9 protein-coding genes are annotated in these 14,178 nt (G+C 69.7%); 2 read left to right on the top strand and 7 right to left on the bottom strand.

What is annotated here, in order from left to right; translation table 11 throughout:
- The 7 genes from PS467_RS11730 to PS467_RS11700 form a co-directional block, all read right to left on the bottom strand.
- Nucleotides 1-717 carry an ABC transporter ATP-binding protein gene (locus PS467_RS11730; RefSeq protein ID WP_268971389.1) on the bottom strand — a complete coding sequence of 239 codons (717 nt, stop codon included), beginning with the start codon at nt 715-717 and terminating at the stop codon, nt 1-3.
- Nucleotides 714-1,622: an ABC transporter ATP-binding protein gene (locus tag PS467_RS11725; RefSeq protein ID WP_311035217.1), complete on the bottom strand. Its 909-nt coding sequence runs from the start codon at nt 1,620-1,622 to the stop codon at nt 714-716. Before PS467_RS11725 ends, PS467_RS11730 begins: the two co-directional genes overlap by 4 nt.
- A complete protein-coding gene (locus tag PS467_RS11720) occupies nt 1,619-3,373 on the bottom strand; it encodes a branched-chain amino acid ABC transporter permease (protein WP_311035216.1) in 1,755 nt (584 codons plus the stop codon). Before PS467_RS11720 ends, PS467_RS11725 begins: the two co-directional genes overlap by 4 nt.
- 12 nt (nt 3,374-3,385) lie before the next feature.
- Nucleotides 3,386-4,318, bottom strand: coding sequence for a branched-chain amino acid ABC transporter permease (locus PS467_RS11715; RefSeq protein ID WP_311035215.1), 933 nt, complete (start codon nt 4,316-4,318; stop codon nt 3,386-3,388).
- A 104-nt stretch (nt 4,319-4,422) separates the two neighbouring features.
- Nucleotides 4,423-5,655: a branched-chain amino acid ABC transporter substrate-binding protein gene (locus PS467_RS11710; protein ID WP_311035214.1), complete on the bottom strand. Its 1,233-nt coding sequence runs from the start codon at nt 5,653-5,655 to the stop codon at nt 4,423-4,425.
- Nucleotides 5,656-6,240: 585 nt separating this feature from the next.
- Nucleotides 6,241-6,756: a hotdog fold thioesterase gene (locus PS467_RS11705; RefSeq protein WP_311035213.1), complete on the bottom strand. Its 516-nt coding sequence runs from the start codon at nt 6,754-6,756 to the stop codon at nt 6,241-6,243.
- Between the two features lie 87 nt (nt 6,757-6,843).
- A complete protein-coding gene (locus PS467_RS11700; RefSeq protein ID WP_311035212.1) occupies nt 6,844-9,150 on the bottom strand; it encodes an FdhF/YdeP family oxidoreductase in 2,307 nt (768 codons plus the stop codon).
- A 279-nt stretch (nt 9,151-9,429) separates the two neighbouring features.
- Here PS467_RS11700 and polA point away from each other — a divergent pair, with 279 nt between their 5' ends.
- Both polA and PS467_RS11690 read left to right on the top strand, forming a co-directional pair.
- Nucleotides 9,430-12,168: a DNA polymerase I gene (gene polA, locus PS467_RS11695; RefSeq protein ID WP_311035211.1), complete on the top strand. Its 2,739-nt coding sequence runs from the start codon at nt 9,430-9,432 to the stop codon at nt 12,166-12,168.
- A gap of 113 nt (nt 12,169-12,281) precedes the next feature.
- A complete protein-coding gene (locus PS467_RS11690) occupies nt 12,282-14,039 on the top strand; it encodes a lytic transglycosylase domain-containing protein (protein WP_311035210.1) in 1,758 nt (585 codons plus the stop codon).
- The last annotated feature ends 139 nt before the right edge of the window (nt 14,040-14,178 follow it).

Genomic DNA, 14,178 nt, shown 5'->3' with positions numbered 1-14,178 from the left:
TCAGTCCTCGCCGAGGTACGCCTTCCGCACCGACTCGTCGTGCAGCAGTGCCTCCCCCGTCCCCGACAGCACGATCTTGCCGATCTCCATCACATGGCCCTGGTCGGCCAGGGACAGGGCGGCCTGGGCGTTCTGCTCGACCAGCAGGATCGTCGTGCCCTGGGCCTTGAGCTCGGCGATGGTGTGCATGATCTTCTGCATCATGATCGGTGAGAGGCCCATCGAGGGTTCGTCGAGCATCAGCAGCTTGGGGCGGGACATCAGCGCCCGGCCCATCGCGAGCATCTGCTGTTCGCCGCCGGAGAGGGTGCCGGCCGCCTGGCCGCGGCGTTCGCCGAGGATGGGGAAGAGGTCGTAGACCTTGCGCGTGTCGGCGGCTATGCCGTCCGCGTCCTTCCGGAGGAAGGCCCCGAGCTGGAGGTTCTCGGCGATGGTCAGCCGGGGGAAGATGTGCCGTCCCTCGGGTGAGTGGGCCAGTCCGAGGGCGACGATCTTGTGCGCGGGGACGCCCTTCAGGGGTTTGCCGTCGAAGCGGATCCGTCCGCCGAGGGGCTGGAGGAGGCCGGACAGGGTGCGCAGGGTGGTCGTCTTGCCCGCGCCGTTGGTGCCGATGAGGGTGACGACCTGGCCGGCCTCGACGCTGAACGAGATGCCCTTGACGGCCTCGATCTTGCCGTAGGCGACCCGGAGGTCCTCGACCTCGAGCAGTGCGGTCACTGTTCGTCCTCCGTATGTGCTGTGGTGCCCGGGTGGGCCTCGTCCTGCCTGGCCCCGGCCTCCGCGGTCCCGGCCTCCGCGGCCGTGACCTCGGCGGCCTCCTCCGCGCCGGGTGCGCCTTCGAAGGGGGTGCCGAGGTAGGCGGCGATGACGCGTTCATCGCTCTGGACGACGTCCGAGGTGCCCTCGATGAGCTTTTCGCCCTGGACGAGTACGGCGACCCGGTCGCAGAGGTTGAAGATGAAGCGCATGTCGTGCTCGATGACGAGTACGGCGGTGCCCATGTCGCGGATGGCGAAGACCAGTTCCTCGGTGGCGCGGGTCTCGTGGGGGTTCATTCCGGCGGTGGGTTCGTCGAGGAGCAGCAGTCCGGGGTCGCTGGCGAGGGCGCGGGCGATCTCCAGCTTGCGCTGTTCGCCGTAGGGGAGGTTGCGGGAGAGGTGGTCGGCCTTGTCGGCGAGGCCGGTGAATTCCAGGAGTTCCATGGCGCGGGCTTTGGATGCGGTCTCGGCGCGTTTGAAGCCGGGGCCGCGCAGGAGGGCGGACCACAGGCCCTCTTTGGTGCGGGTGTGGCGGCCGACGAGGACGTTTTCGAGGACGGTCATGTTGGCGAAGAGCCGGATGTTCTGGAAGGTGCGGGCGATGCCGGCCTGGGTGACGAGGTGGGGTTTGGGCGGCAGGACGGTGCCCTGGTAGGCGACGCTGCCTTCGGTGGGGACGTAGAGGCCGGTGAGGCAGTTGAAGAAGGTGGTCTTGCCGGCGCCGTTGGGGCCGATGAGGCCGACGATCTCGCCGGGGTGGACGTCGAGGTCGACGGCGTGTACGGCCGTGAGTCCGCCGAAGCGCATGGTGACGCCGGTGGCGGTGAGCACGGGGGAGGTCGTGGTGGTGGTCATCGCTGTCATGCCTCCGCCTTGGTGACGCCGACGGCGGCGTCCTTGAGTCCGGTGGCGCCGGGGACGTCGAGCTGGCCGGTCTCGTGGTATTCGAGCTGCTGTCGCCGGTTGGGGATGATCCCTTCGGGGCGGAAGCGCATCAGCAGGATGAGCGCGATGCCGAAGGCGAGGAGCTGGTAGTCCTGGAGGAATTCCAGTTTCTTGGGGATGAGGTAGAGGAGGGTGGCGCCGAGCAGGGGGCCGCCGATGGTGCCCATGCCGCCGAGGATGACGGCGGCGACCAGGAAGGTGGAGTTGGGCGGGACGGGGCCGGCGAAGACGTACTGTTCGGGGACGACGGTGGACTGGAAGTGGGCCCATACGGCGCCGGCGACTCCGGCGAGGGTGGCGCCGAGGGCGAAGGCGATGAGCTTGACGCGGAAGCCGTTGATGCCCATGGCGGTGGCGGCGGTCTCGTCCTCGCGGATGGCGACCCAGGCGCGGCCGATGCGGGAGTTGCCCGCGCGGCTGAAGATCAGTACGACGAGGACGGTGACCAGCATCATCAGCAGGTAGTAGTTGCCGTTGGAGTCGAGGGTGAGTCCGGCGAAGCTGTGGTCGTCGTTGAAGTTGAACCCGAAGATCTCCAGCGGGGGGATGTTGGGGATGCCGTCGGGGCCGTTGGTGACGGAGGGGCCGGAGGTGCCGTCGAGGTTGAGCATGGCGAGCCGGAAGATCTCTCCGAAGCCGAGGGTGACGATGGCGAGGTAGTCGCCGCGCAGCCGCAGGGTGGGGGCGCCGATGACGACGCCGAAGATCAGGGAGACCGCGCCGCCGGTGAGCACGGCGGCCCAGAACGGGAATGTCACGTCGATGGTGGAGGCGGTGGCTCCGGAGACCAGGGCCGCGGTGTAGGCGCCGACGCCGAGGAAGGCGACGTAGCCGAGGTCGAGGAGGCCGGCGAGGCCGACGACGATGTTCAGGCCGAGGGCCACGGTCGCGAAGATGGCGATGTTGACGCCGAGTTCGGTGAAGCTGGACTTGTCCTGGAAGAACGGGAAGACGATGGCGGTGATGAGCGCCGCGACCAGGGTGGTGGAGCGGTAGGCGTTGGTGAGTTCGCTGATCTGGCTGATGAGTCCGGCTTTGGCGAGGGCGACGGCGGCGAATCCGATGGCGATGAGGTAGCCGAGGAATGGTTCGGGGTGGTCGGCGTCGGTCTGGATGCCGTAGTTGACCACGTAGAGGCCGAGGGCGAAGACGGCCGCGATGATCAGGATGTCGGCCCAGGAGGGGAGTTCGGCGGGGCGGCGCAGCGGGTGGGTGTCGTCCGGGAGGAGGAAGGTGGTGGCGACGGGGGCGGCGGTGGCCAGGGCGGCGATCCAGCCGCCGGGTTCCAGGTTGACCAGGCCGTTCAGGTCGACGGCGATGGCGATGACGGTGAACCAGGTGACGGCGAAGGTGCCGAGGGCCAGCAGCCGCAGGGCCTGGGTGGAGCCGCTGGGGGTGAGCCAGCGCAGGCCCTTCAGGCCGAGGGCGGCGAGCGCGAAGACGGCGGTGGCGGTTCCGAGGACGAGGGTGAGGAGCTGGAGTCCGCCGGGGTAGCCGTAGACGGTCAGGTCGCCGGGGAATTCGGCGGTCCAGGTCCAGGCGAGGAAGGTGGAGGCGACGGCGGCGACGCCGCCGGCCGCGGTGAGGGCGCGGAGCCAGGTGGTGCGCGGGGTGGTGGTGCCGGCCTCGGTCGTGTTCGTGGCGGTGGGCTGGGTCTTGTCGGTGGTCATCGGTTCACTCCCTCACGCCCGGTCCGCTACGCGTTCGCCGAGCAGGCCCTGTGGCCTGACCAGCAGGACGACGATGAGCAGGGTGAAGGCCCATACGTCCTTCCAGGCGCCGCCGCCGAGTTGGTCCATCCCGGGGATGTCCTGGATGTATTTGATGGCCAGGGCTTCGACGATGCCGAGGACGACGCCGCCGAGCATGGCGCCGTAGATGTTGCCGATGCCGCCCAGCACGGCGGCGGTGAATGCCTTGAGGCCGGCGATGAAGCCCATTTCGAAGTTGATCTGGCCGTATTTGAGTCCGTGGGAGAGGGCGGCGACGGCGGCGAAGGCACCGCCGATGGCGAAGGCCATCATGATGATGCGGTCGGTGTTGATGCCCATGAGTTTGGCGGTGTCGGGGTCCTGTGCGGTGGCCTGCATGGCGCGGCCGGCGCGGCTTTTGGAGACGAACAGGCCGAGGGCGAGCATGCACAGGGGGGCGGCGATGAGGAGGAAGGCGTCGCCGCGCTGGATGTGGAGGTTGCTGAGGATTTCGAACGAGGCGCCTTCGAACTGGGGGAAGCTGAGGGGTTTCTTGGCGTCCGGGTAGAAGGCCCAGATGGCCTGTTGCAGGGCGATGGACAGTCCGATGGCGGTGATCAGGGGGGCGAGCCGGGGGCCGCCGCGCAGGGGGCGGTAGGCGAAGCGTTCCGCCGCGGTGGCGATGGCGACCGAGGCGATGATGCCGCCGATGAGCATGAGGGGCAGGGCGAGGGCGAGTGCGGTGCCGCTGGGCAGCCAGAGGTGGATGGTGAGGGCGCCGAAGCCCCCGATCATGAAGATCTCGCCATGGGCGAAGTTGATGAGCTGGACGATGCCGTAGACCATGGTGTACCCGATGGCGATCAAGCCGTAGAGGGCGCCGAGGGTCAGGCCGTTGACCAGCGTTTGCGGCAGTTCGTGCACCGCAGGGCCTCCGATGAGCGTGTCGGATATGACGCCGCGCGAGGGCGATGGTGTACGCCCTCGCGCGGTTTCGTTTCGTGGGTGTGCGAGTCGCCGCCGGGTGGTCAGTCCTTGAAGGTCTCGCTCTTCACGGACTTCCAGGCGCCCTTGGTGACCTGGTAGACGGTCAGCTGTTTGTTGGTGGTGTCGCCGTAGCTGTCGAAGGAGACCTTGCCGGTGACGCCGTCGAAGGAGACGTCGCCGAGCGCTTCGGTGATCTTGGCGCGGGCGTCGTCCGGGAGCTTGCCGTCGTTGTCGTCGACGACGGCCTTGACGGCCTGGATGATGGCCCAGGCGGCGTCGTAGGAGTAGCCGCCGTAGGCGCCGTAGGGGTCCTCGTAGTTCTGGGCCGCGTAGTTCTTCACGAACGTCTTGGCGGAGTCGAGCTGTTCGACCGGGTAGCCGACGGAGGTGGCGAGGTCGCCGTCGTTGCTGGTGCTGGACGCCTTGATGAAGGCGGGGTCGTAGATGCCGTCGCCGCCCATGACGGGGACCTGTGCGCCGGCCTGTTTGACCTGGTCGGAGAGGAGACCGCCCTCGGGGTACTGGCCGCCGAAGTAGACGGAGTCGGCGCCGGAGGACTTGACCTTGTTGGCGATGCCGGAGAAGTCGGTTTCCTTGACGGTGAGGTGGTCGCGGCCGACGACCTTGCCGCCGAGGCGCTTGAACTCCTCGGCGAAGATGGTGGCGAGGCCGTTGCCGTAGGCCTGCTTGTCGTCGATGACGAAGACCTTCCGCTTTTTCGCGTCCTTGTAGTAGTACTGCGCGGCGAAGCGGCCCTGGATGATGTCGGTGGTCGCGGTGCGGAAGTAGGTCTTGAAGGGGCGGGACTTCTTGCCCGAGGCCCAGTCGTCGCCCTGGCTGAGGGCCGGGTTGGTGTTGGCGGGGGAGACCTGGGCGAGGTCGGCTCTGGCGTAGACGCCTTGCATGGATTGGGCGACGCCCGAGTTGAGCGGGCCGACCGCGCCGAGGATCTCCTCGTCGTCGACCATCGAGGTGGCGTTTGCCTTGCCGGAGGAGGGCACGGCCTGGTCGTCGAAGGGTTTGACCTTGAAGGTGACGCCGTCGACCTCGTTGTTCTTGTTGGCTATGCGCGCCGCGAGGTCGACGGAGTTCTTGATGCCCTGGCCGATGGCGGACAGCGAGCCGGTGAGCGGGGCGTCGACACCGATGACCACGGTCGTCTTGCTGTCCTTGCCGCCACTGTCGTCTTTGTCGTCCCGCGACCCGCAGGCGCTGAGGGTGAGGGCGCCCGCAGTGATCGCGGTGGTCATGATGAGCAAGGAACGGTGTCGCACGAGGAATCCTTTCCCTGGCTCGGCACCCGAGTTCACGGGATGCCGTGTCCTCGCCGGATGAACCTGGAATGGCCGTGCGGGTGCGGCGTACACCCCACGGGGTCGTGACTGGCTGTGACTCTAAGCGTGGGGCGCGACCGGGGGCAGAGGTGCAGGCCATGATGTGACTGTCTTGTTATGACGCGCGTCACTTCTGGGTGTCCGTGTAGCGGAACGGAAAGGATGAATGGGGCATATCTGGACCGATCATCAGGTCCGGATACTGAGAAGGTGCAGTTCCGCTAAGGAGTGTGGGGAACTGGCGAGCGAAGTGCGGAGCGCCGTGCGCGGATCAGCGCGAAAAGATCGAGTTCGGAGTGGCGTTCCGGTCGCTGAAAACGCGATCTCGCATTGCGTCGATGTTACGGAGTGTTACAACCGTCGACATCGGTCCGGTGCCGCGAGCGGGGCTTCCCTCTGCTGGGCGGGGCCGGCCGTAAGGACGTCCTTCCGGCCGTAAGGAAGTCCTTCCGGCCGTAAAGAAGTCCGGCCCGGCCTTCAACAAGGCCGGGCCGGACGGTGCGGGCGCGTCCGGCCCGCCGGGCGTCACGCCTGGGCGCGCTCCTTGGCGTCGGTGATCTCGGCGACCGTCTTGGCGCGGCCGGCGTCGTCGACCTCGCGCAGCAGGCAGGTGAGGCGGGCGGTGCACACCCGCCGGTCCTGCTCATCGCTGATGACGATCTCGTAGGTCGCGGTGGAGCGGCCCCGGTGGAGGGGGGTGGCGACGCCGGTGACCAGGCCGGAGCGGACGCCGCGGTGGTGGGTGCAGTTGAGGTCGACGCCGACCGCGATCCGCTCGCTGCCGCCGTGGAGCATCGAGCCGACCGAGCCCAGGGTCTCGGCCAGGACGGCGGAGGCGCCTCCGTGCAGCAGTCCGTAGGGCTGGGTGTTGCCCTCCACGGGCATGGTGCCCACGACGCGCTCGGCGGAGGCTTCGAGGATCTGCACGCCCATGCGGGTGCCGAGGTGTCCGGCGGAGAACAGCGCGGGAAGGTCCACACCGAGCGCCGCGTACTCGTCGATGACCTCTTGCGGGAACTTCACGCTGGTCTGCTCGCCCATCGGACCGGCTCCGTTCGGTTGCTCGTGGTGGCCACCTTGGCCTTGGCTGGTGGTGGCCACCTTCTTACCAGGGGACTGAGCAAACGCTTAGGTCGGGGGTGTCTGTTCCAGACGGATCACCACGGACTTGCTCGCAGGGGTGTTGCTGGTGTCGGCGGTGGCGTCCAGCGGGACCAGGACGTTGGTCTCCGGGTAGTACGAGGCGGCGCAGCCGCGTGCGGTCGGGTAGTGGATCACGCGGAAGCCGGTGGCGCGCCGCTCGGTGCCGTCCGTCCACTCGCTGACCAGGTCGGCGTAACCGCCGTCGGCGAGCCCAAGCTCCCGGGCGTCCTCGGGGTGCACCAGCACCACCCGGCGGCCGCCTTTGATGCCGCGGTAGCGGTCGTCCAGGCCGTAGATGGTGGTGTTGTACTGGTCGTGGGAGCGGAGGGTCTGGAGCAGCAGCCGCCCCTCGGGCACCGTGGGGTACTCGACGGGGGCCGCGGTGAAGTTGGCCTTGCCGGTGGCGGTGGGGAAGCTGCGGCTGTCGCGCGGGGCGTGCGGCAGGGCGAACCCGGCCGGGTCGCTCATCCGGGCGTTGAAGTCCTCGAAGCCGGGGATGACGGCGGCGATGCGGTCGCGGATCGCCGCGTAGTCCTTCTCGAAGTCCTCCCAGGGGGTGCGGCTCGCGGGGCCCAGCACCCGGCGGGCCAGCCGGCAGACGATGGCCGGCTCGGACAGCAGGTGGGGGCTGGCGGGCTCCAGGCGCCCGCGGGAGGCGTGCACCATGCCCATGGAGTCCTCGACGGTGACGAACTGCGGTCCGCCGGCCTGGAGATCGCGCTCGGTGCGGCCCAGGGTGGGCAGGATCAGCGCCCGTGCGCCGGTGACCACATGGGAGCGGTTGAGCTTGGTGGAGACGTGGACGGTCAGCCGCGCGGCGCGCATCGCGGCCTCGGTGACCTCGGTGTCCGGGGTGGCCGCCACGAAGTTGCCGCCCATGGCGAAGAAGACCTTGGCCTGGCCGTCGCGCAGGGCGCGGATGGCCCGGACGACGTCGAGGCCGTGCTCACGGGGCGGCGCGAAGCCGAATTCGCGCTCCAGGGCGTCGAGGAAGGCCGGGGCGGGGCGCTCGAAGATGCCCATGGTGCGGTCGCCCTGCACATTGCTGTGGCCGCGCACCGGGCAGACCCCGGCGCCGGGGCGGCCGATGTTGCCGCGCAGCAGCAGGAAGTTGACGACCTCCCGGATGGTGGGCACCGCGTGCTTGTGCTGGGTCAGGCCCATCGCCCAGCACACGATGGTGCGCTTCGAGGCGAGGACCATGCGCAGCGCGCGGTCGATGTCGGCGCGGTCGAGGCCGGTGGCGCGCAGTGTCTCGTCCCAGTCGGCGGCGCGGGCCGCGGCGGCGAACTCCTCGAAGCCGTGGGTGTGCTCGCGGATGAACGCCTCGTCGATGGCGCCCTCGCCCGCGCCGGAGGCGCTGTCGGCCGCTTCGAGGAGGAGCTTGTTGAGGATGCGGAAGAGGGCCTGGTCGCCGCCGAGCCGGATCTGGAGGAAGAGATCGGTGAGCGCGGTGCCGCCGCCGGCGAGGCCGCGGGCGTTCTGCGGGTTCTTGAACCGCTCCAGACCGGCCTCGGGCAGCGGGTTGACGGAGATGATCTGCGCGCCGTTGGCCTTGGCCTTCTCCAGGGCGGAGAGCATGCGCGGGTGGTTGGTGCCGGGGTTCTGCCCGGCCACGATGATCAGGTCGGCCTGGTAGAGGTCCTCCAGCAGCACGCTGCCCTTGCCGACGCCGAGGGTCTCGGTGAGTGCCGAGCCGGAGGACTCATGGCACATGTTGGAGCAGTCGGGCAGGTTGTTGGTGCCGAATTCGCGCGCGAAGAGCTGGTAGAGGAAGGCCGCCTCGTTGCTGGTGCGGCCCGAGGTGTAGAAGACCGCCTGGTCGGGGGAGTCCAGCGCGGTCAGCTCGTCGGCGATGATGTCGAAGGCCCGGTCCCAGGTGACCGGCTCGTACCGCTCGGCGCCCTCGGCCAGATACATGGGCTGGGTCAGCCGGCCCTGCTGGCCGAGCCAGTAGCCGCTGCGGGTGGCGAGGTCGGCCACCGGGTGGGCGGCGAAGAAGTCGGGGGTGACCCGGCGGAGGGTGGCCTCCTCGGCGACGGCCTTCGCGCCGTTCTCGCAGAACTCGGCCGTGTGGCGCTTGCCGGGCTCGGGCCAGGCGCAGCCGGGGCAGTCGAAGCCGTCCTTCTGATTGACGCGCAGGAGGGTGAGCGCGGTGCGGCGCACGCCCATCTGCTGCTGGGCGACGCGCAGTGAATGCCCTACGGCCGGCAGTCCGGCGGCGGCGTGGCGTGGGGGTGTGACCTCGGGCGCGTCCTGGACCGGATCGCCTGCGGGCGGCTTGGCTGCCATCTCGCTCCCCTTCGGGTTCGAGCGTTGCGGGACCTGTGCGGGTGCGTGGACCTGTGCGTCCGATCCTGTCACGGGTCACCGGCGTCCGGGGTGGCGGGCCGGTCCCGGTGGTCCGCCTCTCCCGTTCGGGCCGCGGCCGTTCCCGCGGCCGGTCCGGTCATGTGTCGGGTCAGGTGCCTGGTCATGTGTCGGTCATGTGCCCGTCCGATCATGTGCCCGGCCTGGTCCCGGTGGCCGGGGCGGGAAGCATTGTCGGTGGGGCGTGGCAGGATCGGGGGCGTGGCAGAGAAAGCATCGAAGAAGACCGCAGCGCCCGCGTCCGACCGCACGGGGGAGGACCGTCCCCGCCTGCTCCTGCTGGACGGGCATTCCCTGGCATACCGGGCGTTCTTCGCGTTGCCGGCCGAGAACTTCAGCACGACCACCGGCCAGACCACCAACGCGATCTACGGCTTCGCCTCGATGCTGGCGAACACGCTCCGTGATGAGCGGCCCACGCACCTCGCCGTGGCGTTCGACGTCTCGCGCAAGACCTGGCGCTCCGAGCAGTTCACGGAGTACAAGGCGAACCGCTCCAAGACCCCTGACGAGTTCAAGGGCCAGGTCGAGCTGATCGGCGAGCTGCTCGACGCCATGAACATCACGCGGTTCGCGGTGGACGGCTTCGAGGCCGACGACGTGATCGCCACTCTCGCCACCCAGGCCGAGGAGCAGGGCTTCGAGGTGCTGATCGTCACCGGCGACCGGGATTCGTTCCAGCTGGTCACCGACCATGTCACGGTGCTCTACCCCACCAAGGGCGTGTCCGAGCTGACCCGGTTCACCCCCGAGAAGGTGCAGGAGAAGTACGGCCTCACCCCGCGCCAGTATCCCGACTTCGCGGCCCTGCGCGGCGACCCGTCGGACAACCTCCCCGGTATCCCGGGCGTCGGCGAGAAGACCGCGGCGAAGTGGATCAACCAGTTCGGCTCCTTCGAGGAGCTGGTGGAGCGGGCCGACGAGGTCAAGGGGAAGGTCGGCGAGAAGTTCCGCGACCACCTGGAGTCCGTGAAGCTCAACCGCCGGCTGACCGAGCTGGTGCGGGACGTGGAGCTCACCACCGGTCCGGAGGGGCTGGCGCGCGCCCCGTACGACCGGGAGGCGCTCTCGGTGATCCTGGACGCGCTGGAGTTCCGCCACCAGAACTTCCGCGACCGGATCATGGCCGCCGACCCGGGCGCGGCGGAGGAGGAGCCCGCGGCCGCGGAGCCGGGCGTCGCGGTCGACGGGGTGGCGCTGGGCGCGGGTGAGCTCGCCCCCTGGCTGGAGAGCCACCGCGCGGCACCGCTGGGCCTGGCCACCGTGGACACCTGGGCGCTGGGCAGCGGCAGCGTCAGCGAGATCGCGCTGGCCACCGGTTCCGGACCCGCCGTGAGCTTCGACCCCGCGCAGCTGGACGAGGCCGACGAGCGGGCGTTCGCCGAGTGGATCGCGGACCCGGACCGCCCCAAGGTGCTGCACAACGCCAAGGGGATCATGCGGGTCTTCGCCGAGCACGGCTGGTCCGTCGCGGGCGTCACCATGGACACCGCCCTCGCCGCCTATCTGGTCAAGCCCGGCCGCCGCTCGTTCGAGCTGGACGCCCTGTCGATGGAGTACCTGGGCCGTGAGCTGTCCCCCGCGGTGGCCGCGGACGGCGGGCAGCTGGCCTTCGGCGCCGATGACGAGGCCGAGCGGGACGCCCTGATGATCAAGGCGCGGACGATCCTGGACCTGGGCGAGGCGTTCGGCGGCCGGCTGAAGGACGTGGGCGCGGACGGGCTGCTGCACGACATGGAGCTGCCGGTCTCCGAGCTGCTGGCCCGGATGGAGCGGTCGGGCATCGCGGCCGACCGCTCCTGGCTGGAGCGCATGGAGCAGCAGTTCGCGGCCGCCGTGCAGCATGCCGTGAAGGAGGCGCACGCCGCGGTGGGCCATGAGTTCAACCTCGGCTCGCCCAAGCAGCTCCAGGAGGTGCTCTTCGGCGAGCTGGGCCTGCCCAAGACCAAGAAGACCAAGACCGGGTACACCACGGACGCCGACGCGCTGGCCTGGCTGGCCGCGCAGACCGACCACGAACTCCCGGTGATCATGCTGCGCCACCGTGAGCAGGCCCGGCTGCGCTCCACCGTCGAGGGCCTGATCAAGACCATCGCCCCCGGCGGCCGCATCCACACCACCTTCAACCAGACCGTGGCGGCCACCGGCCGGCTCTCCTCCACCGACCCCAATCTCCAGAACATCCCGGTGCGCACGGACGAGGGCCGGGCGATCCGGCGCGGCTTCGTCGTCGGTGACGGCTTCGAGTCGCTGATGACCGCCGACTACAGCCAGATCGAGCTGCGCGTGATGGCCCATCTCTCCGAGGACGCGGGCCTGATCGAGGCGTTCACCTCCGGCGAGGATCTGCACACCACGGTCGCCTCCCAGGTCTTCGCGGTCGAGCCGGCGGCGGTCGATCCGGAGATGCGCCGCAAGATCAAGGCCATGTCCTACGGACTGGCGTACGGCCTGTCGGCGTTCGGCCTCTCCCAGCAGCTGGGCATCACCCCCGATGAGGCCCGCAAGCTGATGGAGAACTTCTTCGAGCGGTTCGGCGGGGTGCGCGACTATCTTCAGCGGGTCGTCGAGGAGGCGCGCGCCACCGGCTATACGGAGACCATGCTCGGCCGCCGCCGCTATCTTCCGGACCTCACCAGCGACAACCGCCAGCGCCGCGAGATGGCCGAACGGATGGCGCTCAACGCCCCGATCCAGGGCACCGCCGCCGATATCGTCAAGATCGCGATGCTGAAGGTCGACGCGGCGCTGACCAAGGAGAAGCTCTCCTCGCGGATGCTGCTCCAGGTGCACGACGAAATCGTGCTGGAGATCGCCCCCGGTGAGCGGGAGCGGGTCGAGGAGCTGGTGCGCCGTGAGATGAAGGGCGCCTTCCGGCTGAGCGCCCCGCTGGACGTGTCGGTCGGCTCGGGCGCCGACTGGGAGTCGGCGGCTCACTGAGGGATCCGCGGACGCGGTGTTTGCACCGGTAGCTCCGGGCCATAAGTTGTCGTAGTGTCACCAGGGTTGACGCGCGGGGGAGCGCACTGTGTTCACACGGGAGGGACACTCGGATGGCACCGCTTATCGGCCGACGACTGCGTAAGGGGGCGGCCACGACAGCGGTGGCGGCGGCCGCGATGGCCGCCCTCACCGCCTCTCAGGCGCCCGGGTTCGCCAATTCGGAGCATGGTGACCGGAACCGGGAGCAGCGGGCCGGGGAGGCACCGGCGCCGGACGACACCCCCATTGACGGTGGTTCGTCGTACCACACCGATCTGCCGCCGTTGGTCACCCCCGACAAGCCGGGCTCCTCGGTCGACCTGCCGGGGCTCGGGAACAGCACCAAGCCCGAGGCGGGCATACCCGCGAGCGTCCTCGCCGCCTACAAGAAGGCCGAAGCGGCCCTGAGGGAGTCCAACCCCGGCTGCAATCTGCCCTGGCAGCTGCTCGCCGCGATCGGCAAGGTCGAGTCCGGCCAGGCCCGCGGCGGCAATGTGGACGCGAACGGCACCACCGTCTCGCCCATCCTCGGCCCGGTGCTCAACGGCGATGGCTTCGCCCTGATCAAGGACACCGACGGCGGCGCCTACGACGGCGACAGCACGCATGACCGGGCCGTGGGCCCCATGCAGTTCATCCCGTCCACCTGGGCCAGCTGGGGCCGGGACGGCAACGGTGACGGTGAGAAGGACCCCAACAACATCTACGACGCGGCCCTCGCCGCGGGCAGCTACCTCTGCGCGGGCGGCCGCGACCTGTCCGTCAAGGCCGATCTGGACAGCGCGATCCTCGGCTACAACCACTCGCAGGAGTATCTGAACACCGTCCTGTCGTGGTTCGAGTACTACAAGCGCGGCACCCATGAGGTCCCCGACGGCACCGGTGTGCTGCCCTCGGGCGACAAGTCCAGTGGCGGCTCGGGCGACAAGGACAAGGACACGGGGAAGGGCAGCGGAGCGGGCAAGGACACCGGCAACGGCGGGGAGCACGACGCCCACACCCTGCCCAAGCCCGACGGGGACTCCGAAAGCTCCACCCCGACCCCTCCGGCCGACACCGACGACGGGACCCCCGGCTCCCAGACGCCGACCCCCAAGCCGCCCACCACCACTCCGCCCACCACCCCGAGCGGCACCAGCAAGCTCACCACCGTCGGCGCGCAGCGGCTGTCCGCCGTCGCGGGCACCAATTTCGCCCAGTCGCCGCAGGTCAAGGCCGTGGACGCGGCGGGCAAGCCGGTGGCCGGTGCGAAGGTTCGGTACGAGATCCTGGGCGAGACCGACGCCCGCTTCCTCGGCCTCGTCACCTCCGCCACCGTGCTGACCGGCTCCGATGGCACCGCCACCGCGCCGAAGCTGCTCGCGGGCGAGAAGGCCGGCGACTTCACCGTGCGCGCCACCGCCGTGGGGCGGGAGGCCGCCCCGGTCGAATTCACCGCGACCGTCACGGCCCGTCCGGTACCGCAGGCCGATGCGCTGGCCCGGATCGGCGACAAGAAGCTCACGGCCCAGACCGGCGGCTCCTTCGCCGACGCGCTCACCGTCACGGCCACCAACAAGGGCAAGGCCACGGTGGATGTGCCGGTGACCGCCACCATGATCACCTCGGCCGAACAGCCCGAGGCGAACGACAAGGGCCCCTACTTCCTGGACGCCGCGGGCAAGCCGGTCCGCACTCTGACCGGCCTGAAGACCAACGCCTCCGGGCAGCTCACGCTGCCGGAGATCCTCACCGATGACCAGGCGGGCACCTTCCTGCTCCGGCTCACCACGGAGGGCGGCGCGGTGCTGGACGTCGAGCTGACGGTCACCCAGGCCCCCGCCTCGTAAGCGCCGCTCCGCGCACCGGGCAGTTTCCTCGCACCGCCCCTGGGCCCCGCCGGGCCCGGGGGCGGTGCGACGCTTTCCCGCCTTCGTGTTCTCATCTGCGGCCCCCGTTGCTACGGTGCCCCATCCCTGACGACGCGTC

This window comes from Streptomyces luomodiensis (assembly GCF_031679605.1).
Classification (GTDB): domain Bacteria; phylum Actinomycetota; class Actinomycetes; order Streptomycetales; family Streptomycetaceae; genus Streptomyces; species Streptomyces luomodiensis.
The sequence above is the reverse complement of the archived record's forward strand: the minus strand, read 5'-3'. Positions and strand labels throughout refer to the sequence as shown.